The following is a 23,886-nucleotide window of genomic DNA, read 5'->3' as shown; positions in this document are numbered from 1 at the left end:
CGCGGCCCACCCTAGACCGGCCCGAAGACGCGCGCGAGGGGGGCGTATGCTCACGTCAGGAGGTGGCGCGATGGCCGATGACCGTTTGCCGAAGAAGGTGTACGAAGCCGAGCTGCGGAGGCTCCAGGCGCAGCTCGTCGACATGCAGGCCTGGGTCCAGGCCACCGGGGCGCGCATCGTCGTGATCTTCGAGGGGAGGGACGCCGCGGGCAAGGGATCGACGATCAAACGGGTCACCGAGTATCTCAACCCGCGCGTCGCGCGCATCGTCGCCCTCCCCGCGCCGACCGAGCGTGAGCGCTCGCAGTGGTACTTCCAGCGGTACGTCGCGCACCTCCCGGCCGCCGGTGAGATCGTCCTCATGGACCGGTCCTGGTACAACCGCGCCGGGGTCGAGCGTGTCATGGGCTACTGCACGAACGAGGAGTACCACCGGTTCCTCCACCAGGCGCCGATCTTCGAGCGCATGCTCGTCGAGGACGGCATCCTGCTGCTGAAGTACTGGTTCAGCGTCTCGGACGTCGAGCAGGAGAAGCGGTTCCGCTCGCGCAACGAAGACCCGATGCGGCGGTGGAAGCTCTCCCCCAACGACGTGCTGTCGATCACGAAGTGGGAGGACTACTCGCGCGCGAAGGACACGATGTTCGTCCACACCGACATTCCGGAGGCGCGCTGGCACGAGGTCGACAACGAGGACAAGCGCCGGGGCCGGATCAACATGATCCACCACCTGCTCGGACAGATCCCGTACGAGGTCGTCGAGCGACCCGAGATCGAGATCCCGCCGCGACCACCGTCCGGAGGATACGACCGGCCGCCGCAGCAGCTCGACGGATACGTGCCCGACTACGCCGCGACGCTGACCGAGAAGTGACACGCGGAGTGCCGGGTTCGGCGGCACCGTAGACCGCCGCGGCCGGACCGCGACCGCAAACGAGAGGCCGGCGCGTCGCTGTGACGTGCCGGCCTTTCGTATGCGTCGAGCGCTGCCTCAGGAGGTCGGGTAGTCCCGCTCCGCCGAGCCGACGTACAGCTGCTGCGGACGGCCGATCTTCGTCTGCGGGTCGTTCTGCATCTCGCGCCAGTGCGCGAGCCAGCCGGGCAGCCGGCCGATAGCGAACAGCGGCGTGAACATCCGGGTCGGGAAGCCCATCGCCTTGTAGATGACGCCGGTGTAGAAGTCGACGTTGGGGTACAGGCGACGCTCGCGGAAGTAGTCGTCGCTCAGGGCGATCTCCTCGAGCTCCTTCGCGAGGTCGAGGAGCGGATCGACGACGCCGAGTTCGTTGAGGACCTCGTCCGCCGACTCCTTGACGAGCTTCGCGCGCGGGTCGTAGTTCTTGTAGACGCGGTGCCCGAAGCCCATGAGCTTCACACCGTCCTCCTTGTTCTTGACGCGGGCCACGAAACGCTCGACGCTCTCGCCGGAGTCGCGGATGCGCGCCAGCATGTCGAGGACCGCCTCGTTCGCCCCGCCGTGGAGCGGACCGTAGAGGGCGTTGATGCCGGCCGAGATCGAGGAGAACTGGTTCGCACCAGTGGATCCCACCAGGCGGACCGTCGAGGTGGATGCGTTCTGCTCGTGGTCCTCGTGCAGGATCAGCAGACGCTCGAGCGCTCGCGAGACGACCGGGTTGACCTCGTAGTTCTCGGCCAGGACGCCGAAGTTCAGGCGCAGGAAGTTGTCGACGAAACTCAGCGAGTTGTCGGGATACAGGAAGGCCTGTCCGACGCTCTTCTTGTGCGCGTACGCGGCGATCACCGGCAGCTTCGCCAGCAGCCGGATCGTGTTGAGCTCGACGTGCTCGGGGTTGTTCGGATCGGACTGGTCCTCGTAGTACGTCGACAGGGCTGCCGTTGCCGCTGAGAGCACCGACATCGGGTGCGCGGTGTGGGGCAACGACGAGAAGAACCGCTTCAGGTCTTCGTGCAGCAGCGTGTGACGACGGATGCGGTCGTCGAAGTCGGCCAGCTCGTCTGCCGTCGGCAGGTCGCCATAGAGCAGGAGCCACGCCACTTCGAGGTAGGTCGAGTGCTTGGCGATCTGCTCGATCGGGTATCCGCGGTAGCGCAGGATGCCCTGGTCGCCGTCGATATAGGTGATGGCGGACCGTGTGGCCGCGGTGTTGACGAAGCCGTAATCGAGGCTCGTGTGCCCCGTCTGCTTCGTGAACGTCGAGAAGTCGACGCTCGGAACTCCGTCGGTTCCTTGCAGCACCGGCAATTCGGCGGTGCGGTCACCGATGGTGACGGTGGCCTTCTGCGGGGTGCCCGTGTCGTTCACGAAGCCTCCTTGCGATCGTCCGGTGCGGTCATTACAGCCTATCGGGCGCACGGGCCTACTCTGTACGGCGCCAAAGGATCAGCGGATCGGTAGGGGGAAACCTACGAACCCGCGAGGCGCGCTGCAGCGGCTTCGATCCGCTCCTGCGACGCCGTGAGGGAGAAACGCACATGCTGCGGGAAATGTGCTCCGTAGAAGTGGCCCGGACCGGCCAGGATGCCGAGCTCGGCCAGCCGGTCGAGCGTCTGCCAGGCATCCTCACCGGCCGTCGCCCACAGATAGAGGCCGGCCTCGCTGTGATCGATGCGGAAGCCCGCCCGCTCGAGCGCGGGCCGCAGGACATCGCGACGGCGACGGTACAGGTCCTTCTGTCGCGCGACGTGGTCGTCGTCGCCGAGCGCGGCGGCCATGGCGTGCTGCACGGGCAGCGGCAGCATGAGGCCCAGGTGCTTGCGCGCCGTCAGCAGCCTCGCGACGATCGTCGCGTCTCCGGCGAGGAACGCGGCGCGGTAGCCCGCCAGGTTCGACTGCTTGCTGAGCGAGTAGACCGAGAGCAGGCCCGTGACGTCGCCGCCGGTGACGCGCGGGTCGAGGATGCTGGGGACGGCCTCGTGCGCCCAGGATCCGTCCCACCCGAGCTCGGCGTAGCACTCGTCCGAGACGACGACGGCACCGAGTTCCTGGGCGCGGGCCACCATCTGCCGGAGCGCCGCGACGTCGAGAACGCGACCGTCGGGGTTGCCCGGTGAGTTGACCCACACCAGCCGCGTGCCCACCGGGAAGTCGGCGGGGTCGTCCGCCGCTACCGGTGTCGCTCCGACGAGACGCGCTCCGACCTCGTAGGTCGGGTAGGCGGCACGCGGATGCACGACGACATCCCCCGCACCGAGGCCGAGGAGCAGCGGCAGGAGAGCGACGAGCTCCTTCGACCCGATCGTCGGCAGCACGTTTTCGGGCGCCAGACCCGTCACATCCCGGCGGCGCTCGTACCACCGCACGATCGCCTCCCGGAGCGCGGGGGTGCCGACGGTCTGCGGGTAAGCGTGCGCGTCGGTCGCTTCGCGCAGTGCGCGGGCGACGACCTCAGGTGTCGGGTCGACCGGCGACCCGATGGACAGGTCGACGATGCCGTCCGGGTGGCGGCGAGCCTTCTCGGCGTAGGGCGCGACGGCGTCCCAGGGGTAATCGGCGAGGTCGTTGACGCTCAATGCCCCTCCCCCTGCGGCGGCAGCGCGGCCACGAGGGGGTGATCTTTCGCGATGACGCCGACCTTCGCGGCACCACCTGGCGAGCCGAGGTCGTCGAAGAACTCGACGTTCGCGGTGTAGTAGTCCTGCCACTCGTCCGGCAGGTCGTCTTCGTAGTAGATCGCCTCGACCGGGCACACCGGCTCGCATGCGCCGCAGTCGACGCATTCATCCGGGTGGATGTAGAGCGAGCGCTCGCCCTCGTAGATGCAGTCCACGGGGCATTCGTCGATGCAGGCGCGGTCCTTCACGTCCACGCACGGGAGGGCGATCACATAAGTCACACGACGAGTCTAGTTCGTGCGATCGGGGGCGGCCGCCGCGCGCACGCCCGCGAATGAGGGCCAGCCCACGACGATGGCCACCATGATCGGCACAGCGAACGTCCAGATCAGGCCCGTGCTCAGCTGGCCGTCCGGCGGAGCCGGTACCACGACCGAGCCGCCGGGTCCTCGTCCCGAGAAGACGACCGTCGCCACGAGGGCTCCGAGCCCGCAGGCAAGCGCCGTCCAACGGTCGCTCGTGAGCAGCCGCAGCCCCGCGACGAGGGCTGTGATGCCGGATATCGCGACGATCAGCCCGACGGGAAGCGCGCCCCACACGTACGCCTGGGTGATGGTCCCGGCGACACCGTAGACGCCGCCCGCGATCGCCGCGACAAGCCATCCCGCCGCGCGGGACCAGGTCTGATTCACCGGGCCAGTCTAGGTTGCCCAGCCCCAGGCCCGAAGCGCCGCCGCCACCACGGCGGCCACCGCGACCACGACGAGGAACGGCGCGCGCAGCGCGAGCAGGACGGCGGCCGCCGCGACGGCGGGTACGCGCGCGTCCACGACGATCGCAGCTCCCGCCCCGAGGGTCTGGACGACGACGAGGGCGGACAGCAGGGCGATCGTCAACTGGTCGATGATGCGCTGTGCTCGCTCCCCGTCGAACCAGCGCGGGGGCAGGAGGTAGCCGAGCGCCTTGAGCGCCACGCAGATGATCGACGCGACGAGGATGCCGGTCCACGGGGTCATGGCTTCTCCCCCGCCGTCACGGCCTCGTCGTCGACCCGCGGCGGCCGTCGACCGGGCAGTGCCGCGGCGACTACGATCGCCACGGCGCCGGCGATGAGCACCGGGATCCCGGGCATCGTGAGCGGCGTCGCCACGCCGGCCACCACGCCTGCGGCGACCCCCACGGCCACCGCCTCGACCCGGCGCAGCCTCGGCCACAGCAGCGCGAGGAACGCCGCCGCTGCGGCCGCGTCGAGCCCGTAGGCGCGAGGATCGCCGAGGACGTCGCCGAGCAGCGCACCGAGGAGGGTGAAGAGGTTCCACCCGACGTAGATGCCGATTCCGGTCACCCAGAAGCCGATGCGGCGTGCCCGAGCGCTCGACTGCGCGAGGGCGACGGCCGTCGATTCGTCGATCGTGAACGGGAACGCGGTCAGACGCCGCGCGATGCTCCCGCCGACGACCGGGGCCATCCGCAGCCCGTACGCGACGTTCCGCACGCCGAGCAGCGCCGCGGACGCTATGGCCGCGGGCAACGCGCCCCAGCCGCCCGTCGCGATGACCCCGACGAACGCGAACTGCGATCCCCCCGTGAACATCAGAAGGCTGAGGACGCAGGTCTGCCAGACGTCGAGGCCCGCGGCGACTCCGAGCGCACCGAACGACACGCCGTAGGCGCTCGTCGCGACCGATACGCCGATTCCATCGCGCCACGCGCGCCGCGTCGCGGCATCCTGCTCCATCACCCCCGATGCTATCGATGCGCCGAGGCGGAGACCGACACGAACGCCACGACCCCGGATGCCGAGATCGGCGCTCCGGGGTCGTGGGCGGGTTCCGCGAGGGAGATCAGGCGTTGGCGTCCTGACGCTTCGCGCGCGAGGCGGCACGGCCGCGCTCGGTCGCATCGAGCACGACCTTGCGGATGCGCACCTTCTCGGGGGTGACCTCCACGCACTCGTCGTCGCGCGCGAACTCGAGCGACTCCTCCAGCGTCAGCACACGCGGGGGCGTCATCGACTCGAAGGAGTCCGAGGTCGACGAACGCATGTTCGTCAGCTTCTTCTCCTTCGTGATGTTGACGTCCATGTCGTCGGCGCGCGAGTTCTCACCGATGACCATGCCCTCGTAGACCTCTTCGGTGGGCTGGACGAAGAAGCTCATGCGCTCCTGCAGGGCGATCATCGCGAAGGGGGTGACGACGCCGGAGCGGTCGGCGACGATCGAGCCGTTCTGACGCGTCGAGATCGCTCCCGCCCACTCGTCGTAGCCGTGCGAGATCGCGTTGGCGATACCGGTACCGCGCGTGATCGTCAAAAACTCGCTGCGGAAGCCGATGAGCCCGCGCGACGGGACGACGAACTCCATGCGCACCCAGCCGGTGCCATGGTTGGTCATGGTGTCCATGCGACCCTTGCGAGCCGCCATCAGCTGCGTGATCGCGCCGAGGTGCTCCTCGGGGGCGTCGATCGTCAGGTGCTCGAACGGCTCGGTCAGCTTGCCGTTCTCGTCGCGACGCGTCACGACCTGAGGCTTGCCGACGGTGAGCTCGAAGCCCTCGCGCCGCATGTTCTCGACGAGGATCGCGAGGGCGAGCTCGCCGCGGCCCTGCACCTCCCAAGCGTCGGGGCGCCCGATGTCGACGACCTTGAGCGAGACGTTGCCGATGAGCTCGCGATCGAGACGGTCCTTGACCATGCGCGCGGTGAGCTTGTGGCCCTTCACCTTGCCCATCAGCGGCGACGTGTTGGTGCCGATCGTCATCGAGATCGCGGGGTCGTCGACGGTGATCGCCGGGAGAGGACGGACATCCTCGGGGTCGGCGATCGTCTCACCGATCGTGATGTCTTCGATACCCGCGATCGCGACGATGTCGCCGGGGCCCGCCGACTCGGCCGGGAAACGATCCAGCGCCTTCGTCTTGAGGAGCTCGGTGATACGCGCGTTCGAGTGGGAACCGTCGTGGCGCACCCACGCGACCGTCTGGCCCTTCTTCAGCGTGCCGTTGAAGACGCGCAGCAGCGCGAGGCGGCCGAGGAAGGGACTCGAGTCGAGGTTGGTCACCCAGGCCTGCAGCGGCGCCTCGTCGTCATAGGACGGCGCCGGAACGTGCTCGAGGATCGCCTCGAAGAGCGGCTCGAGGTCCTCGTTGTCGGGGAGCTCGCCGTTGTCGGGACGGTTGCGCGACGCCGCGCCCGCGCGGCCCGAGGCGTACACGACGGGCACGTCGAGCAGCGCGTCGACGTCGAGGTCGGGCACATCGTCGACGAGGTCGCCGGCGAGCCCCAGCAGCAGGTCGTGAGCCTCCTCCTCGACCTCCGCGATGCGCGCGTCGGGGCGGTCGGTCTTGTTGACGAGCAGGATGACGGGGAGCTTCGCCTCGAGCGCCTTGCGCAGCACGAAGCGGGTCTGCGGCAGCGGACCCTCCGACGCGTCGACGAGCAGCACAACGCCGTCGACCATAGACAGGCCGCGCTCGACCTCTCCGCCGAAGTCGGCGTGACCCGGGGTGTCGATGACGTTGATCGTCACCGGCACGTCGGTGTGGACGCCGTTGTAGGTGATCGCCGTGTTCTTGGCGAGGATCGTGATGCCCTTCTCGCGCTCGAGATCATTCGAGTCCATGGCACGTTCCTCGACGTGCGCGTGGTCGCCGAACGAGCCGGTCTGGCGGAGCATGGCATCGACGAGCGTCGTCTTGCCGTGGTCGACGTGCGCGACGATCGCGACGTTGCGGAGGTCAGGACGAAGGGCATGCGCCATGAAGGGGGTCCTCAGGATGAAGGGAAAACGTCGGGATGCCGACGGGACAGTTTAACGCAGGCGCCCTGCGAGTTCGCGGGGCGCCTGCGAGGAGGTCGGGATCCGAGCCTCAGGATGCGTCGAGCGCGGCCCGGCGTTCCTCGCGGCGGCGGCGCTGCTCGATCGGATCCGGGACCGGGGACGCGGCCAGCAGTTCCCGGGTGTAGGCCTCGCGGGGCTGCAGCAGGACGCGCGACGTCGACCCCTGCTCGACCGTTCGCCCCGACTTGAGCACGAGGATCTGGTCCGACAGCTGGTCGACGACGGCGAGGTCATGACTGACGAGGATGCAGGCGAACGAGTACGTCTCCTGCAGCTCCTTCAGCATGTCGAGCACGGCGGCCTGGACCGACACGTCGAGCGCCGACGTCGGCTCATCGGCGACGAAGAGCTTCGGCCGCAGCGTGAGCGCTCGCGCGATCGAGACGCGCTGACGCTGACCACCCGACAGCTCGTGCGGGTACCGCTCGAGCACGTCGCGCGGCAGCCGCACGGCGTCGAGCAGCTCGCGGGCCCGATCGAGCCGCTCCGCCTTGGTGCCGACACGGTGAATGGCCATCGGCTCGATGATGCAGTCGCCGATCGGGAACCGCGGGTCGAGGGATGCCGCAGGGTCCTGGAAGACGACGCCGATGTCGCGCCGGACGTTCTTCGCCTTGCGCCCGCGCAGCTTCGCGAGGTCCCGTCCGCCGAGACTCAGCGTCCCGTCCGCGACCGGCATCAGCCCGAGCACGGCGCGCGCGATCGTCGACTTGCCCGAGCCGGACTCGCCGACGATACCGAGGACTTCGCCGGCGGCGAGGTCGAACGAGACGTCCTCGACAGCGCGGAAGGTCTTGCCGCGCCCGGCGTACTCGAGGACGAGTCCCTTCGCCTCCAGCACCACGTCGCGCGTGGCGCCGCCTGCGGCTCGAGTGGTGAGCTCGGGGTCGAGGCGGGGAACGGCGGCGAGGAGCTTCTTCGTGTAGGGATGCTGGGGCCGGGTGAGGACGTCCTCCACGTCCCCGACCTCGACCAGGTCACCGCGGTACATCACCGCGACGCGGTCGGCGATGTCGGCGACGACGCCCATGTTGTGCGTGATCAGCAGGATGCCCGCATCGCGGTGGTCCTTCAGACGCCGCAGCAGATCGAGGATCTCGGCCTGGACCGTGACGTCGAGAGCGGTGGTCGGCTCGTCCGCGATGATGACCTTCGGATCGAGAGCGATCGCCATCGCGATGACGATGCGCTGACGCTGGCCTCCCGAGAACTGGTGCGGGTACTGCTTGATGCGTCGCTCCGGCTCGGGGATGCCCACGTCACGCAACAGGCCGATGGACCGGTCACGCGCGTCCTCGCCGTACGCGACGTCGTGGAGCTCGAAGATCTCGGTGAGCTGACGCTCGATCGTCAGCACCGGGTTCAGCGCCGTCATCGGCTCCTGGAAGATCATCGCGATCTCGCTGGCGCGGAGCTTGCGCATCCGCTCGTTCGGAAGCCCGATCACCTCGGTCTCGCCGACCGTGATGGATCCCCGGGTGATGGCGTTCTCGGCGAGAAGACCCATCGCGGCCAGCGAGGTCACCGACTTGCCGGAACCCGACTCGCCGACCACAGCCACGACCTCGCCGGGGCGCACCTCGAGCGAGATGCCCTTGACAGCGTCGACGTCGCCCGAGCCGGTGAGGAACGTGACCGAAAGGTCGGTGAATTTCAGTGCGGTACGCGTGGCGGTGACGCTCATGCGCGGTTCCTCCTCTTGATCTCGCGACGCACGCTGCGCGACTGGCGCGGGTCGTACGCGTCGCGGATGCCGTCGCCCAGGAAGTTGATGGACAGGGCGATCGCGAGGATCATCATGCCCGGCCACCAGAACAGCCACGGTCTGCTGGTGAAGCTGCCCTGGTACTGACTGATCAGGAGGCCCAACGAGGTCTCCGGGGGGACGACGCCGAATCCGAGGTACGACAGCGAGCTCTCGAGCAGGATGGCGCCCGCAATGGCGAACGTCGCGTTGACCGCGATGACGCCCACGACGTTCGGCATGAGGTGGCGGAAGATGATGCGTGCTCCCCCGGCACCCGAGGCACGAGCTGCGAGGACGAAGTCGCGCTCGCGCAGCGACAGCACCTCGCCGCGCACGAGGCGGGCGAGTCCCGTCCACGTCAGCAACGAGAGCATGAACGCCAGCACGATCGGGTTCTTGCCGATGTTCCCCGCGATCTGACCCACGACGGCCGCGAGGGCGAGCAGCGGGATCACGATGAACAGATCGGTGATGCGCATCAGGACCGAGTCGACCCAGCCGCGGTAGTAGCCCGCGACCGCGCCGATGACGCTTCCGATGACGGTGGACGAGATGCCGAGTACGAGACCGAGCAGGATCGATCGCTGCGTACCCATCATCGTCAGCGCGAAGAAGTCTTTGCCGGTGTTCTCCTGGCCGAACGGATGCTCGCCGATCCGGATGCCGTCGCCGCCGAGCCACTCGGGAATCAGGCTCAGCGTCGGGGCGCCCCCGTTGACGACGTCGCCCGCGGCGCGGTAGTCGTGGGGCCACCATCCCGGGATGCCGAAGAAGCCCACCGAGGTGAAGCTCAAGAGCGTCAGGAAGATCAGGATCACCGCGGAGATCGTCGCCGCGCGGTGCCGCAGGAAGCGCCCCCACACGATGCGGGCCTGTGAGCGGGGTGCGGCGGTGCTCTTCGCGAGCGCAGCGTCCTCGGCCTCCGCGACCGAGAGGACCGACGTCGTGGTCGGCGCGTTGTCGTTCGGGTTCGTCATACTCGGATCCTCGGGTCGATGACGGCGTAGAAGATGTCCGCCAGCATGTTGAAGACGATCGCGGCGAGGCCGGTCACGAGGAAGAAGGCCATCACGGGATTCGGGTCGACTTCGCGCAGCCCTGTCGCGAACAGGTCGCCCATGCCCTTCCATCCGAAGACCTGCTCCGTGACCACGGCACCGCCGATGAGTCCGGCGAAGTCGAACGCCGCGATGGTCGCGATCGGGATGAGGGCGTTGCGGAACGCGTGGCGGAAGATGACCAGCCGCTCGGGAACGCCCTTCGCCCGCGCCGTGCGGATGAAGTCCTGGTTGCCCACCTCGAGCATCGATGTCCGCGTGTAGCGGCTGTACGACGCCAACGAGATGACGGTCAGCAGCAGCGTCGGCAGCAGCATCTGCGTGCCGATGTCGAGGAAGGTCTGCCAGAACGTCCCATCGAAATTCGGCGTCTGCGCGCCGATCGTCGAGATGGGGCGCGGCTTGCGCTGCAGGAACGACGGCCACACGCGGAAGAGCGAGTCCACGACCGTCAGGAGGGCACCGCCGAAGATCGTGACGAATGCGACGACCGTAGCCGGCCCCCGGAAACGCCCGCCGAAGAACCGCCCGATGAGGAACGGCACGATCATCGCCAGCAGCGCACCGCCGGCGAGGATGCCCCAGTTCATGTAGTAGATGAACACGTTCGTCAGCGCCAGGTGCATGACGACGACGAGTCCCGCGCTGGCCAGACCGATGACGAGCACCCGCCTGTTGTGCAGCCCCACCGACGCCACCGTCGCGCTGAGTGCGAGCAGGACAGTGAGCACGGCCACGCCGATGATGGTGAGGCGCGGCTCGCGGAACGCGTTGGTCGCCAGCATGAGGGGCAGCGCTGCCCCCAGGACCGCGGCGGTGACGGCGAAGGTGATCGCCCGCCGCTTCAGCGAGCCGCCGCCGAGCACCTGCACGACGAACCCGATGACGACGGCGATCAGGATGATCTGTGTCGGCGTCAGCTCCGGATCGCGGATCCAGTCGTTGTACCCGATCGCGAGGTACTCCTTGAAGAGCACCGCAGCCCAGAAGACGGGCAGCGAGAAGAAGAGGAACGTGAGGAACGTCACGGCGTAGTCCAGGCCCGAGTACTGCCGGATGGCGGTGATGATGCCGATCGCGACACCGATGATCAGCGCCAGGATCGTGGCGAGCAGGACGAGCCTCAGCGTCGAGGCCGCTGCCTGTCCCACGAGCGTGGAGACCTCGACGCCCTGTCGGGTGAGTCCGAGGTCGCACTGCCCGATGAAGCACTTGCTCGCACCCAGGAGCCAGGTGAGGTAGCGCTGGAACCAGGGCTGGTCGAGGTTCATGTATTCGATACGCCGAGCGATCAACTGCTCGCGGTTGTCCGCGTTGCTCTCTCGCAGGTCGGCGAGCGGGTCGCCGGAGTTGATCGTCAGGACGTACATCAAGAGGGATGCGGCGAGCATGATGCCCACCGCTGCCGCCAGACGGCGGATGATGAATTTCAGCACGGAAGTCGAGGTCCCTTGGTCGTACGCGGGGCACACGTGTGCCCCTCACGGGAGTGTGGGCCGTCACCGCAGCGACGGCCCACACTCTGGTCGTGTCAGAGACAGAATACGTTTATTCTGCGCGCGACCACTTCTCGGCGTTCCACATGATGCCGCTCTGGCCCACCGAGTGCTGAGCGTTCTCGATGTCGGCGGCAGCAGCGTCGACACCGGGGTGGGCGAACAGCGGGATGCCGAACAGGTCGTCCCACAGCTGCTTCTCGATGATCTTCGTCTGCTCGAGGTGGACCGACTCGTCGAGGCTCGTCACGAGCGTCTCCCAGGCCTGGTCGACGACCGGGCTCGAGTAGCCGCCGTAGTTCTGCGGCTTGTCGGTGGCGTAGATGTTCTGGCCCGACGTGATCTGGCCGGAGCCTGCCCAGGCGAACAGGGCCACGTCGTAGTCGCCGCGCTCCTGGGTGCCACCGGGCTGGAAGAAGTCGGCGTTGCCGACATCCTGGATGTCGAACCCGACCTGGTCGCAGGACGACTTGATGAGGGCGACCTCGTCGGCACGACGCGGGTTCGGCGCCGAGTAGCCGATGCGGACGACGGTGCCGGCAGCGCCCGCAGCGTCGACGAGAGCCTTGGCCTCTTCGAGGTTGGGCTCGTCGTAGCGGCCGTCGTACGCGGCCGAGACGACCTCGTCGTAGTTCTCCTGGAACGGGAAGACCTCGCGAGCGTTCATGACCTCGGCATCCGAGCTGACCGGCTTGATGAGGTTGTCGACGATCTGCTGGCGCGGCACGCACATCGCGAACGCCTGACGCAGCTCGAGGCTGTTCGCGAGCGACGCGTTGCCCTTGAAGTTGAAGTCGAGGTGCTCCCAGGTGAGCGTCTGGCCGGTCAGCAGCTGAGCGGCGTCGCCGAGCTCCTCGATCTGCGAGACGGTGTCGACCGAGGGCTGCGGGGCGATGACGTCGAGGTCACCGTTCTGCAGCGCCTGGACCATGGCGTCCTGCGCGACGAAGCGGATGACGAGCTCGTCGTTGGCCGCCGGCTCGCCGTAGTAGTTCTCGTTGCGCTTCAGGGTCACCGACTGGCCGGCCTCCCACGACGAGAGGACGTACGGGCCGGAGCTGGGGATGAGCGCCTCGTCCGGCAGCGTGCCGGGGGCGGTGTTCCATCCGGTGTTCCAGAACTCGGCCGCGTCGGCGAGGGCGGCGGCGTCGCCGCCACGGATGGCCTCGACGAGCTCCTCGGTCGACAGGCCGCCCTGCTCGGCGACGACGTGCGCCGGGCTGAGCATCCAGGTCTGGATCTGCCAGTCGGGGTCCGGCGCCGCGAACTCGACCGTGAACGACTTGCCGTCGGCGTCGCCCTGCGGGCCGGCGGGGACGGTGTCACCGAGGTCCTGCGAGACCGAGTTGAACAGGGGGCCCTCGGCACCGGCGAGGTTGGGGTTCTGGACGCCCCAGGCGAGAACGGCGTCGGCGACCGTGATGGGCGTGCCGTCAGACCACTTCGCGTCGTCGGCGATGGTGTACTCGACGACCATCGGGTCTTCCGAGATCAGCTCGTACGAGCCCAGATCGGTGTTCGGCTGGATGGCGCCGACCTCGTCGAAGTAGCTGAAGCCCGCGAGGAGCCGGTCCACGATCGCCGAGTTGTACGTCGAGTACGTCTCGGGCGTGAAGCCGTTGTAGCTGATGAAGTCGTTCGGACCGACCGAAACGGCGATCGACTGACTCGCCGAGGTCGCCTCCTGGTCCCCACCGTCCGCCGGCGCGCAGCCGGCGACGACGAGCGCCAGGGCTGCGGCGCTCGCGGCCGCCATGGAGATACGCGTGAAACGCATTCCCACTCCTGTTCTCTTGATGATCCGGGCGACGGAAGACCTTTCCGTTCCCCGCTCGGTGACCGGGTCGCCGAGCTCAGATGAGAACTACCCTTGCGTGCGTTCGTTTCCAACGTGTTGCGCGAAACGAGTTCGTTAGCAAAATGTGTCCTACGCATGCCGCGATCGGCGTACGCCTTGCTCACCGCGCCGCAGGCCGGCTGAGCACATAGGCAGTCCGGAACCCGCACACCGGCAGATGATGCAGCGCGGGATCGGGTTCAGCCGCCGAAAGCGACGGCGACAGCCGCCCACAGCACGATGACGGCGAGCGGCATCAGGACCGTGCGGTTCCACATGGCGGTGATCGCGTCGTCCGGCGATTCGGGCGCGTGCTCCTCCCAGGCCGAGCGGATCTCCTCGAGCTCGCGGACGGCGGTCGGCATCCGCTCCGCTTCTTCGCGGACGCTGGACCAGGCACCACGGCCGACACGGGACGGCCGGCTGGGTGACGGACCGCCGAAGGCGGAGATGGAGCGGCCATCGACGGTGTCGACGGTGACCTGCCAGCGCAATCGGATGTCGGCGACCGACGGCCAGGGCACACGCGTGACCCTGAGCGGATTCGCTATGACGATCGCGCTCTCGTCGGTCGCGATGAACGGCGCGTAGAGCAGCGTGTAGATGATCCACACCGCCAAGAGGACCCAGGGGGCCAGCAGCAGTCCCTGCACGACGCCGCCCCGGACGAACGCGTCGCCGAGGAGGAAGACGCCGAGCAGGCCGGCGCCGGCGACCGCGATGGTCGCCGACGCCGGCCGGTAGGTCTTGCGCATACTGCGGAGGCTCAGACGCCGAACTGGAATCCGGCGCCGGGGATGGCCGCGAGCAGTTCGCGCGTGTATTCCTCGGTCGAGCGGTCGAAGACCTCGTCGGTCGTCGCCGATTCGACCAGGCGACCCCGTCGCATGACCGAGACGTTATCGGCCACGAGACGCACGACCGCGAGGTCATGGGTGATGAACAGATAGGTCAGGTCGAGCTCCGTCTGCAGCTCCGTCAGCAGGTTCAGGATCTGCCCCTGCACCAGCACATCGAGGGCCGAGACCGCCTCGTCGAGGACGAGCACGTCGGGCTTGAGCGCGAGGGCGCGCGCGATAGCGACGCGCTGACGCTGACCGCCCGAGAGCTCGCTCGGATAGCGGTCCTTCGCCGCTGCCGGGAGCGACACCTGGTCGAGCAGCTCGCGTACCCGCGCCGACCGCTCCTTCTGGGTGCCGAACTTGTGCACCCGCATGGGCTCGGCGATCGTGTCGCCGACACTGTACTGCGGGTCGAGGGTGCCGTAGGGGTCCTGGAAGACCGGCTGGACCCGGCGGCGGAAAGCGAGCTCCTCGGCGCGGCTGAGCCCGCCGAGCTTCTTGCCGTCGAAGTGGATCTCGCCCGACGTCAGCTGCTCCAGCTGCAGGAAGAGCTTGGCGAGCGTGGACTTACCCGACCCCGACTCTCCGACGATCGCGGTCGTCGTTCCCTTCGCCACCTGGATGCTGACGTCGTCGACCGCGACGATCTGCTTGGACGAGAGGCCGCCGGTGCGCACCTTGTAAACACGTCGCGCGTTGCGGATGTCGATGAAATCGCTGCGCGCAGCGACCGCCTCCGCCTCGGCCTCGCGCTCCTCGGCGCGGGCGAGGAACTGCTCCCCCGCGCCGAAGACGTCGACGTCCTCGTGGTGGCGCACCGCCTGGATGCGACGCGAGGCGAGGCTCGGGGCCGCGGACACGAGTCGCTTCGTATAGGGGTGCTTGGGATCGGCGAGGATCTCCTGCGACGGACCCGACTCGACCACGCGACCGCGGTACATCACGACCAGGTGCTCGGCCCGCTCGGCTGCCAGACCGAGGTCGTGGGTGATGAACAGCACCGAGGTGCCGAAGTCGGTGGTGAGCGTGCCCAGGTGGTCGAGGATCTGGCGCTGCACGGTGACGTCCAGGGCCGACGTCGGCTCATCGGCGATCAGGAGCTTCGGGCGCGCGGACAGACCGATTCCGATGAGGGCACGCTGACGCATACCGCCGGAGAACTGGTGCGGGTACTGCCGCATCCGGTCGGCGGCGTCGGGCAGCCCCGCCTCGGTGAGAACCTCGACGGCACGATCGCGGACCGCGGCGCGACCGGTCGCGCTGCGGTTCGAGCGGACGGCCTCGCGCACCTGGAACCCGACGGTCAGAACCGGGTTGAGGTTCGACATGGGATCCTGCGGGACATAGCCGATCTGCGCTCCGCGCACGGCCTGCAGCTCGCGGTTCGACAGTGCCGCGAGGTCCCGGCCCTCGAACATGATCTGGCCGCCGGTGATGCGCCCGGTGCCCGGCAGCAGACGGATGATCGCCTGCGCCGTCGTGGACTTACCGGAGCCGGACTCGCCGACGATCGCGACCGACTGGCGCGGATAGATCGTCAGGTCGACGCCACGGACGGCCGGGACGAGTCCGGCCTTCGTCTGGAACCCGACGTGGAGGTTGCGGATGTCCAGCAGCGGCGTGGCATCCGAGGACGTGGTGTCGCTCATCGGCGCGCACGCTCCTTCGGGTCGAGGGCATCGCGCACGACGTCACCCAGCATGAGGAAGGACAGGACCGTCACCGACAGGGCGGCGGCGGGGTAGATCAGCACCATGGGGCTCGTGGTGAGCGACTGGCGCGCGGAATTGATGTCGTTGCCCCAGCTCATCACCGTGCCGGGCAGACCGATGCCGAGGAACGACAGGGTCGCCTCGGCGACGATGAACGTTCCGAGCGACACCGTGGCCACGGCGATGACGGGCGCGATCGCGTTCGGCAGCACATGGCGCAGCAGCACGCGCCAGCGCGAGACGCCGAGCGCGATGGACGCCACGACGTAGTCGGCCTGCTTCGCCGTCAGGACCGCGCCGCGCATGATGCGAGCGATCTGCGGCCACGCGAAGACGGCGATCACGAGGGCGACGACGAGCGGCGTCCGGTCGGGCACGACCGACATGAAGACGATGGCGCCGAGCACGGTCGGGATGGCGAAGAAGATGTCCGCCACGCGCGACAGGATCGCGTCGAGGATGCCGCCGTAATAGCCGGCGAGGGCGCCGACGATCGAGCCGAAGATCGTCACCATGAGCGTCGCGATGAAGCCGACCATGACCGACGACTGCGTGCCGTAGATCACGCGGGCGTAGACATCGCAGCCCTGGCGCGTGAATCCGAAGATGTGTCCGGCACGCGGTCCGGCGTTGCTGTCGGCCAGCTGACAGTTCGCGGTCGGCGACACGGGCGAGAAGAGCCCGGGGAACATCGCGACGACGAGGATCAGCACGATGAGCACGGCGGAGACCCAGAACATGGGCCGGCGGCGCATCGACTGCCACGCGTCGCTCCAGACCGTGCGCGGCTTGTCATCGGTCGAGACGGCGTCGATGGCCTGGAGCGGCGTCTCCTCCTCGGGAGCGACGAAGTGTTCCTGATTCCGGCGGAGATTACTTGGCATAGCGGATCCTCGGGTCGAGCCAGGCGTACAGGAGATCGACGAGCAGGTTCGCCAGCATGATGATGATGACCATGATGGCGACGAAGGACACGACCGTGGGTCCCTCACCGATCGTGATGGCGCGATAGATCGTGCCGCCGACGCCGTTGATATTGAAGATGCTCTCGGTCACGATCGCGCCGACCATCAGCGATCCGAGATCCACGCCCAGATAGGTCACCACCGGGACGAGGGAGTTGCGCAGGACGTGCACCGTGACGACCCGACGGCGGCTGAGGCCCTTGGCCGTCGCCGTGCGTACGAAGTCGGCTGAGAGGTTCTCCGCGACGGAGGAACGGGTGAGGCGGACGATGTACGCGAACGACACCGTCGCGAGCACGATCGCCGGCAGGAGGAGCTCGTTCCAGGGCGCACCTGCACTGACCGTGGTTCTGAACCACCCGAGCTGGATGCCGAGGATGTACTGCAGGACGAAGCCGATGACGAAGGTCGGCACGGAGATGAGGAGCAGGCTGACGACCAGGGCGGTGGCGTCGAAGAGCTTGCCCTTGCGCAGGCCGGCGATGAGACCGACGACGATGCCGAAGAACGCTTCGATCGCGAGGGCGAGGACCGCCAGCCGCAGCGTGATCGGGAACGCCTGAGCCATGACGTCGATGACGGGCCGGCCCGAGAACGTCGTGCCCCAGTCACCCTGCAGCAGCGCCCCGATGTACAGGAAGTACTGCACGATGAACGGCTTGTCGAGGTTGTACTGCGCCCTCACCGCCTCGATGACGGCGGGAGACGGCTGACGCTCGCCGTACAGGGCGGCGATCGGGTCTCCCGGCAAGAGGAAGACGAGGGCGTAGATGAGAAGGGTCGCCCCGAAGAAGACGGGGATCAGCTGAAGCAGCCGCCGACCGATGAACCAGAGCATCGACGAATAGTTCCTAAATGGGTTCGGGTAGTGAGGGCGAGAGGCCCCGGTCAGCACGGTGTCCGGGACGCGAACGCGCCCCGGACACCGTACTCGATGATCGCCTGGAGCCGAACTCAGCCCTTGGTGACCTGGTTGTAGAGCGGCACCGAGTCCCAGCCGAAGACGACGTTGTCGACGCCCTCGCCCCAGACACCGACGGCGTTCTGGTACCACAGCGGAACGCTGGGCAGATCGCGCATCAGGATCTCCTGTGCCTGCTCGTACAGGCCGGCCGCGTCCTCGATGGACGGAGCCGATGCGGCCTGCGTCAGCAGCTGGTCGAACTCGGGGTTGGTGTAGCCCTCGTAGTTCGAGCTGGCGCCGGTGCTGTACTGCGCCGACAGGAAGTTACCCTGCGACGGGTAGTCCGCCTGCCATCCGGCGCGGGTGGCACCGGTGAGGGTGCCGCTCGTGCGCAGGTCGAGCGCAGCGGCGAAGGTCGGCTGCGGCGAACCGACCGCCTCGATGCCGAGCGTGTTGGCGATGCTGTTCGCGACAGCATCCACCCAGGCCTGGTGGCCGCCGTCGGAGTTGTACGTGATGGTGAACGGTCCGGCGTACGGGCTGATCGCCTCGGCCTCGGCCCACTTCGCCTTCGCCTCTTCCGGGTTGTACTCGAGGACCTCGGACCCGGGCAGGTCGTCGCTCCAGCCCTCGACGACCGGCGACGTGAAGTCGGTGGCCGGCGTGCGGGTGCCCTGGAAGATCGTGTCGGTGATCTCCTCGCGGTTGATCGCCATCGAGATCGCCGCACGACGCAGCTGACCCTCTTCGTCGTTGCCGAAGTTCGGCAGGTAGAAGGGGATGTTGAAGCCCTGGTAGATCGCAGCGGGCTGGTTGACCGAACGCTCCGGGAAGTCCGTCTCGTAGGTCGCGAACGCAGTGTCGGGCACGGTGTCGAGCACGTCGAGGTTGCCGCCCTGCGCGTCGGCGTAGGCCGACTCGAGAGAGGTGTAGAAGACGATGTTCAGACCGTCGTTCTCGACCTCGCGCACACCCTTGTAGTCGGGGTTCGGAACGAGGTCGATGCCCTCGTTGTGGCGCCATGCGCCCTCGCCGTCGAGCATGTACGGGCCGTTGCCGACGGGGTTCTCGCCGAACGCCTCGAGGTCCTCGAAGGCGACGGACGGCAGCGGCATGTAAGCCGTGTAGCCGAGGCGCAGCGGGAAGTCCGCGTCGGGAGCCTTGAGCGTGACCGTGAAGGTCATGTCGTCGACGACCGCGAGGCCGGTGGGTGCGGTGCTGCCGTCGTCGGACGCGCCCTCGATCGTGTAGAACCAGTACGCGCCGTTCTCATCCTGAGCACCGGCGGTCCAGGTGTCGACGAACGTCTGAGCGGTGATCTCTTCACCGTTGGTGAACTTCCATCCGTCGGCGACGGTGATCGTCCAGACGACGTTGTCATCGCTCTCGATCGAGGAAGCGACCTCGTTCTCGATCGTGCCGTCAGCCTTGTAGCTGACCAGGCCCGCGTAGATCGAGGTGAGGATGCGGCCGCCGCCGGTCTCGGTGGTGCCGAAGGTCAGCAGCGGGTTCTGCGGCTCGGTGCCGTTCGTGGTGATGATCGCGGAGGCGTTGGAGCCCCCGCCCGTGTTGCTGTCGCCGCCGGCCGAGCAACCGGCCAGCGTGAGCGTGACGGCGGACACCAGCGCGATAGCGCCGACTCCCCAACGTCGTCTCGACATGTTTCCTCCTGGGTGACGGGTACGCGCTCACGGTCGACGGCGGCAAGGACACACCGGTGTCCGGAGCACGGGATATACCCCCGACGATAAGCGCGCTCCCGCCCTGTGACCGCATCCAGGCCCAAACCGTTACATGTCGGCAACAATCGCGCCCGTGGGGTTGTCATCGTGCACCGGGTGAGCCTCGGCCTCTGCGCGGTGCGTCAACCGGGATGCCGGGCGTCCGATCGCAACCATCCGCGCACACCTTCCACTTCACCCACGAGAGCCCACCCACGCTTTCGATAGGAAGGTCCGCGGGCGTGATCACCTCGCTGATGTAAGGTCGAGTCGTTCCGGATCCCACCGGAGCCCACGACCGAAGGAGAGCCGCTGTGGTGGACGACGCCATCCTCATCTACGCGAGCACGCTGGCCGCCGACATGCGCCACGTCATCCCCCACGACGTGCACGACCCGTTCCTCTACATCGAGGTCGACGGCGCGCCGCACGTGGCCATCAAGTCGCTCGAGGCGGCGCGCATGCGCGATGTGCCGGGTATGACCGTGTTCCCCCTCGACGAGCTCGGCTTCGACGACTTCCGCGCCGCCGGCCAGGACCCCGACCTCGCGGAGCTCTCCACTCTCGTCGCCGCCTGCCGCAAGCTCGGCGTGACACACGCCGCAGTGCCGCCCACCTTCCCCCTCGAGGTGGCCGACCACCTGCGCGCCAACGGGGTGGAGGTCCGCGTGGACCGCGACCTGTTCGTGCAGCGCCGTCGCGTGAAGACTCCGCACGAGCTCGCCGGCATCCGCCGCGCGCAAGTCGCCGCTGAGGCGGGCGTCTCGCTCGTCGCCGATGCCATGCACCGCGCCACCGTCGACGCCGACGGCGGTCTTCTGCTCGACGGCGCACCCCTGACCTGCGAGGACCTCAAGGACCGCATCCGGTCGGTCTTCCTCCGCAACGGCTGCGAAGACGCGGGCATGATCGTCGCCCATGGCGCCCAGACGTGCATCGGGCACCACGCCGGATCGGGTCAGATCTTCGAAGGTGAGCCGGTCACGGTCGACATCTGCCCGCGCGACATCGCCTCGGGCGGTAATTCGGACATGACCCGGACCTTCGTCAAGGGCGACATCGACGACGAGCTCGCCTTCTACTACGACATCGTCAAGAAGTCGTTCGACGCGACGCTCGCGGCGATCCGTCCGGGACTGCCGGTGGCGGAGCTGCACCGCATCTCGTGCGAGCCCATCGAGGCCGCCGGCCAGCCGACCCAGCTGACGAAGAAGCCGGGCGAGGTGCTCGACGAGGGGTACTTCCACTCGCTCGGACACGGCGTGGGGCTCGAGGTGCACGAACCGCCGAGCCTCAACCAGAACGATGCCGTCCTCGTGGCCGGTGACGTCATCGCCATCGAGCCGGGCTGCTACCGCCAGGGCTTCGGAGGCGTTCGCCTCGAGGACATCGTGCTGGTGACCGAGGACGGCTACGAGCTCATCTCGGACTACCCCTACGACCTCGTGCCCGTCTCGCTGCCCCGGGGCAAGTGAGGATGGCGCGCGACGCCCGGATCGACGACCGCGCCGACGAGATCGTCGCGAGCTGGCGGGAACTGTGCCGGTTCCCGACAGTCGCCGGTCGCCTCGACGCGATCGCAGCGGCCGCCGACTGGATCGAGGAGCGCCTCGCGCCGCTGATGGACCGCGTCGTGCGCTACGACATCCCCGGTTATGGTCCCGTCGTGGTCGGTTTCCGAGCCGGAGCGAGCGATGCGTCGCTGCTGCTGTACAACCACTACGACGTTCAGCCCGAGGGCGATCCGTCGCGCTGGACCTCGCCGCCGTACGCCGCCGAGATCCGGGACGGTGCGATGTACGCGCGCGGCGCGTGCGACGACAAGGCCGACGTGGCGGGCCGTCTCGCCTCGCTCCGCCTCTGGATCGAGGACCACGACGGGCGGACTCCGTTCGGCGTCATCTACCTCGCGGACCCGTGCGAGGAGATCGGCAGCCCGGGCCTGGACGCGGTCCTCGCCGCGCACGCGGCCGAGCTGCGCGCCGACGCGTGCCTGTGGGAGAGCTACCTCCGCGAGGAAGACGGGCGCCCCGCCGTCGGGTTCGGATGCCGGGGCTCGCTCGAGATCGAGCTGTCGCTCGACATCCTCGCCGCGGCGCAGCATCCGTCGTACTCCTCGATCCTGCGCTCCGCACCGCTCGAGCTGATGGCGGCGATCTCGTCGATGCGCACCGACGACGGCCGGATCGCCGTCGCCGGTGTGCGGGATGAGGCTCTCGTCCCCGACGAGCGCGCACGTCGCCGCACGGCGGACATCACCCTGCCCGGACCCTCGATCGCGCGTGACGGCGTGTCGCCCTATCTGCCGGGGACGGACGCGGAGCTCTCGACGCGGTTCGTCTTCGAGCCGTCGGTGAGTCTCTCCGGGTTCGACCTCGACGAGGGCGTGCGGCAGAGCATTCCGGCGTCGGCGTCCGCACGCGTGCGCTTCGGGCTCGTCCCCGGGATGCAGCCGGAGCGCGTGGTGGATGCCGTCCGCGCCCACCTCGCCGCACGGCATCCGGACATCTCGGTATCCGTCATCCGCGCCCTCGCGCCCGCGTACTCTCCGGTCGAGTCCACCTTCGGCGAGGCCGTCGTGCGCGCCGCCGGGCATGCCTTCGGCGCCGACGCGGTCGTCTACGACGTGATGACGGGAGCGGGTCCCGGCGCCCTGTTCCTCGAGTACCTCGGAGCCCCCATCATCTCCCCCACCGGTACCCTGCGACCGGCCGGGAACATGCACGGCTACGATGAGCACGGCTACGTCGAAGACTTCCTCGACCACGTCCAGTTCACCCTCGACGTCCTCCGAGAGCTCGAACGCAGCGGCTTCGCCGACACACCCCGGGGAGGGGCATGACGACCGATCCAGCGCACCTGCGCTCGCTGCTCGAACCCGAGCGCGAGGTCCTCGAGATCGACGACGTCGATCGGCGGATCCTGCATCGCCTGCACGAGGACGCCCGTGCGTCGATGCGCAGCATCGCGGCGGACGTCGGGATGTCGGCTCCGGCTGTCGCAGAGCGCATCGCGCGGATGGAACGCGGGCACGTCATCCGCCGGCACACGATCGAGCTCGACTGGGCGGCGCTGGGATATCCGATGCTCGTCGTGATGCCGTTACGGCTGACCGGGAACGCCGACGCCGCGGCGGTGCTGACCGCGCTGAAGGCGATCGACGCCATGACGGAGGTCATCGTCCTCGCCGCTGGTTACGACCTGATGGCGCGGTTCCGTGTTCGCGACCATGCCGATCTGCAGCGCCTGCTCGTCGAGCAGGTCTGGCCGATCCCGGGCATCGACCGCGTCGAGACCATGCTCGCCATCGGCCGCCTCGCCGATCCCGAGCCGCTGCAGCACGTCCTGGCGACCGAGACCCCCGCGCGCAAACGCCGCCGCCCATGAGCCGCCGTCCCCCGGCTTAACATCGACCCGGGAGGAAGAATGACGCACGTGTCACGGAGCCGGCTGTGGTGGGAGATCGCCCTCGTTCTGGCGCTCTCGGTCGGCCGGTCGGCGTTCTTCTCGGTGCTGTCGTTCCTCGAGGCGGTGACCAGCCCGGTGAGCCTCGGTGACCAGTCGACCTCGCTCAATCCCGGTGCAGCGACCGTCGACCCGTGGCAGGTGGTGTCGCAGGTCTTCTCGAACCTCTTCAACCTCGCGCCCGTCGCGTTGGCGATCTACTTCCTCTGGGAGCCGGGCCGCTCGGCGCTGCGCCGGATCGGCCTCGACTTCCGGCTGTTCGGAAAGGATGCCGGCACCGGCATCCTGCTCGTCGCCATCATCGGTGTTCCGGGCCTCGGGCTGTACGCACTCGGACGGGCACTGGGGATCACCGTCCAGGTGGGGGCCGCGCCGCTCGACGGCGGGTGGACGGCCATCCTGCTCCTCGCCCTCGCGGCGCTGCGGGCCGGCCTCACCGAAGAGGTCATCTTCATCGGCTACCTGTTCGACCGGCTGCGCCGGCTCGGCTGGAGCACCTGGACGATCATTCTGTCCACGGCGGCGCTTCGCGGCGCCTATCACGCGTACCAGGGCGTCGGTCCGATCTTCGGGAACATCGCTATGGGCGTGGTCTTCGGATGGGTCTATCACCGCTGGGGCCGAGTGATGCCGCTCGTCATCGCGCACGTCGTGATCGACCTCATCGCGTTCATCGGCTATCCGCTCGCCGCGGCGTGGTGGCCCGGACTCTTCTGACCCTCTGGTGGCATCGAGAACGTACCCCGCCGTCGAGCACACACGTTAG

General features: G+C 68.3%; 21 protein-coding genes. 5 read left to right on the top strand and 16 right to left on the bottom strand.

Annotation, left to right across the window (positions count from 1 at the left end):
- Window positions 1–70: 70 nt before the first annotated feature.
- The gene (ppk2, locus tag MTS1_RS00820) at window positions 71–874 is read left to right on the top strand and encodes a polyphosphate kinase 2 (RefSeq protein ID WP_023950518.1); all 804 of its coding nucleotides are present in this window, start codon (window positions 71–73) and stop codon (window positions 872–874) included.
- 117 nt (window positions 875–991) lie between these two features.
- On the opposite strand, the gene MTS1_RS00815 is transcribed toward ppk2, so the two are convergent.
- From MTS1_RS00815 to MTS1_RS00745, 16 genes are all read right to left on the bottom strand, one after another.
- Entirely contained in the window at window positions 992–2,284 is a 1,293-nt protein-coding gene (locus MTS1_RS00815) for a citrate synthase (RefSeq protein ID WP_023950516.1), read from the bottom strand.
- Window positions 2,285–2,385: 101 nt separating this feature from the next.
- On the bottom strand, window positions 2,386–3,492 hold the full coding sequence (gene dapC, locus MTS1_RS00810) for a succinyldiaminopimelate transaminase (RefSeq protein WP_023950514.1): 1,107 nt from the start codon (window positions 3,490–3,492) through the stop codon (window positions 2,386–2,388).
- On the bottom strand, window positions 3,489–3,815 hold the full coding sequence (fdxA, locus tag MTS1_RS00805) for a ferredoxin (RefSeq protein WP_023950512.1): 327 nt from the start codon (window positions 3,813–3,815) through the stop codon (window positions 3,489–3,491). The genes dapC and fdxA overlap by 4 nt, the downstream gene beginning before the upstream one ends.
- 9 nt (window positions 3,816–3,824) lie before the next feature.
- Window positions 3,825–4,226, bottom strand: coding sequence for a hypothetical protein (locus tag MTS1_RS00800; protein ID WP_023950510.1), 402 nt, complete (start codon window positions 4,224–4,226; stop codon window positions 3,825–3,827).
- A 9-nt stretch (window positions 4,227–4,235) separates the two neighbouring features.
- The gene (locus tag MTS1_RS00795) at window positions 4,236–4,550 is read right to left on the bottom strand and encodes an AzlD domain-containing protein (RefSeq protein WP_023950508.1); all 315 of its coding nucleotides are present in this window, start codon (window positions 4,548–4,550) and stop codon (window positions 4,236–4,238) included.
- Window positions 4,547–5,272: an AzlC family ABC transporter permease gene (locus MTS1_RS00790; protein ID WP_023950507.1), complete on the bottom strand. Its 726-nt coding sequence runs from the start codon at window positions 5,270–5,272 to the stop codon at window positions 4,547–4,549. The genes MTS1_RS00795 and MTS1_RS00790 overlap by 4 nt, the downstream gene beginning before the upstream one ends.
- Before the next feature lie 106 nt (window positions 5,273–5,378).
- The gene (gene typA, locus MTS1_RS00785) at window positions 5,379–7,292 is read right to left on the bottom strand and encodes a translational GTPase TypA (RefSeq protein WP_023950506.1); all 1,914 of its coding nucleotides are present in this window, start codon (window positions 7,290–7,292) and stop codon (window positions 5,379–5,381) included.
- A 109-nt stretch (window positions 7,293–7,401) separates the two neighbouring features.
- Entirely contained in the window at window positions 7,402–9,057 is a 1,656-nt protein-coding gene (locus MTS1_RS00780; protein ID WP_023950505.1) for an ABC transporter ATP-binding protein, read from the bottom strand.
- Window positions 9,054–10,097: an ABC transporter permease gene (locus tag MTS1_RS00775; RefSeq protein ID WP_023950504.1), complete on the bottom strand. Its 1,044-nt coding sequence runs from the start codon at window positions 10,095–10,097 to the stop codon at window positions 9,054–9,056. Before MTS1_RS00775 ends, MTS1_RS00780 begins: the two co-directional genes overlap by 4 nt.
- Window positions 10,094–11,614 (bottom strand): ABC transporter permease, encoded by a 1,521-nt coding sequence (locus MTS1_RS00770; RefSeq protein WP_023950503.1) that lies wholly within the window; start codon window positions 11,612–11,614, stop codon window positions 10,094–10,096. Before MTS1_RS00770 ends, MTS1_RS00775 begins: the two co-directional genes overlap by 4 nt.
- Window positions 11,615–11,726: 112 nt before the next feature.
- A complete protein-coding gene (locus MTS1_RS00765) occupies window positions 11,727–13,451 on the bottom strand; it encodes an ABC transporter substrate-binding protein (RefSeq protein ID WP_023950501.1) in 1,725 nt (574 codons plus the stop codon).
- A gap of 260 nt (window positions 13,452–13,711) precedes the next feature.
- Window positions 13,712–14,266, bottom strand: coding sequence for a PH domain-containing protein (locus MTS1_RS15955; protein WP_023950499.1), 555 nt, complete (start codon window positions 14,264–14,266; stop codon window positions 13,712–13,714).
- An 11-nt stretch (window positions 14,267–14,277) separates the two neighbouring features.
- Window positions 14,278–16,002, bottom strand: coding sequence for an ABC transporter ATP-binding protein (locus MTS1_RS00760; protein ID WP_023950497.1), 1,725 nt, complete (start codon window positions 16,000–16,002; stop codon window positions 14,278–14,280).
- Window positions 15,999–16,949 carry an ABC transporter permease gene (locus tag MTS1_RS00755; RefSeq protein WP_023950496.1) on the bottom strand — a complete coding sequence of 317 codons (951 nt, stop codon included), beginning with the start codon at window positions 16,947–16,949 and terminating at the stop codon, window positions 15,999–16,001. The genes MTS1_RS00760 and MTS1_RS00755 overlap by 4 nt, the downstream gene beginning before the upstream one ends.
- Entirely contained in the window at window positions 16,939–17,868 is a 930-nt protein-coding gene (locus MTS1_RS00750; protein ID WP_023950495.1) for an ABC transporter permease, read from the bottom strand. The genes MTS1_RS00755 and MTS1_RS00750 overlap by 11 nt, the downstream gene beginning before the upstream one ends.
- 116 nt (window positions 17,869–17,984) lie before the next feature.
- Window positions 17,985–19,595: an ABC transporter substrate-binding protein gene (locus MTS1_RS00745; RefSeq protein ID WP_023950494.1), complete on the bottom strand. Its 1,611-nt coding sequence runs from the start codon at window positions 19,593–19,595 to the stop codon at window positions 17,985–17,987.
- 374 nt (window positions 19,596–19,969) lie between these two features.
- Here MTS1_RS00745 and MTS1_RS00740 point away from each other — a divergent pair, with 374 nt between their 5' ends.
- From MTS1_RS00740 to MTS1_RS00725, 4 genes are read left to right on the top strand one after another with little or no spacing between them, the layout of a single operon-like run.
- A complete protein-coding gene (locus tag MTS1_RS00740; RefSeq protein WP_023950492.1) occupies window positions 19,970–21,130 on the top strand; it encodes a Xaa-Pro peptidase family protein in 1,161 nt (386 codons plus the stop codon).
- Window positions 21,131–21,132: 2 nt separating this feature from the next.
- Window positions 21,133–22,497, top strand: coding sequence for a M20/M25/M40 family metallo-hydrolase (locus tag MTS1_RS00735; RefSeq protein ID WP_023950490.1), 1,365 nt, complete (start codon window positions 21,133–21,135; stop codon window positions 22,495–22,497).
- Window positions 22,494–23,042, top strand: coding sequence for an Lrp/AsnC family transcriptional regulator (locus MTS1_RS00730; protein WP_023950488.1), 549 nt, complete (start codon window positions 22,494–22,496; stop codon window positions 23,040–23,042). Before MTS1_RS00735 ends, MTS1_RS00730 begins: the two co-directional genes overlap by 4 nt.
- A gap of 39 nt (window positions 23,043–23,081) precedes the next feature.
- Window positions 23,082–23,837: a CPBP family intramembrane glutamic endopeptidase gene (locus tag MTS1_RS00725; RefSeq protein ID WP_023950486.1), complete on the top strand. Its 756-nt coding sequence runs from the start codon at window positions 23,082–23,084 to the stop codon at window positions 23,835–23,837.
- The last annotated feature ends 49 nt before the right edge of the window (window positions 23,838–23,886 follow it).

Origin of the sequence: Microbacterium sp. TS-1 (genome assembly GCF_000509385.1) — a bacterium.
Classification (GTDB): domain Bacteria; phylum Actinomycetota; class Actinomycetes; order Actinomycetales; family Microbacteriaceae; genus Microbacterium; species Microbacterium arborescens.
Note: the sequence above shows the minus strand (reverse complement) of the source record. Positions and strands in the feature narration are given on the sequence as shown.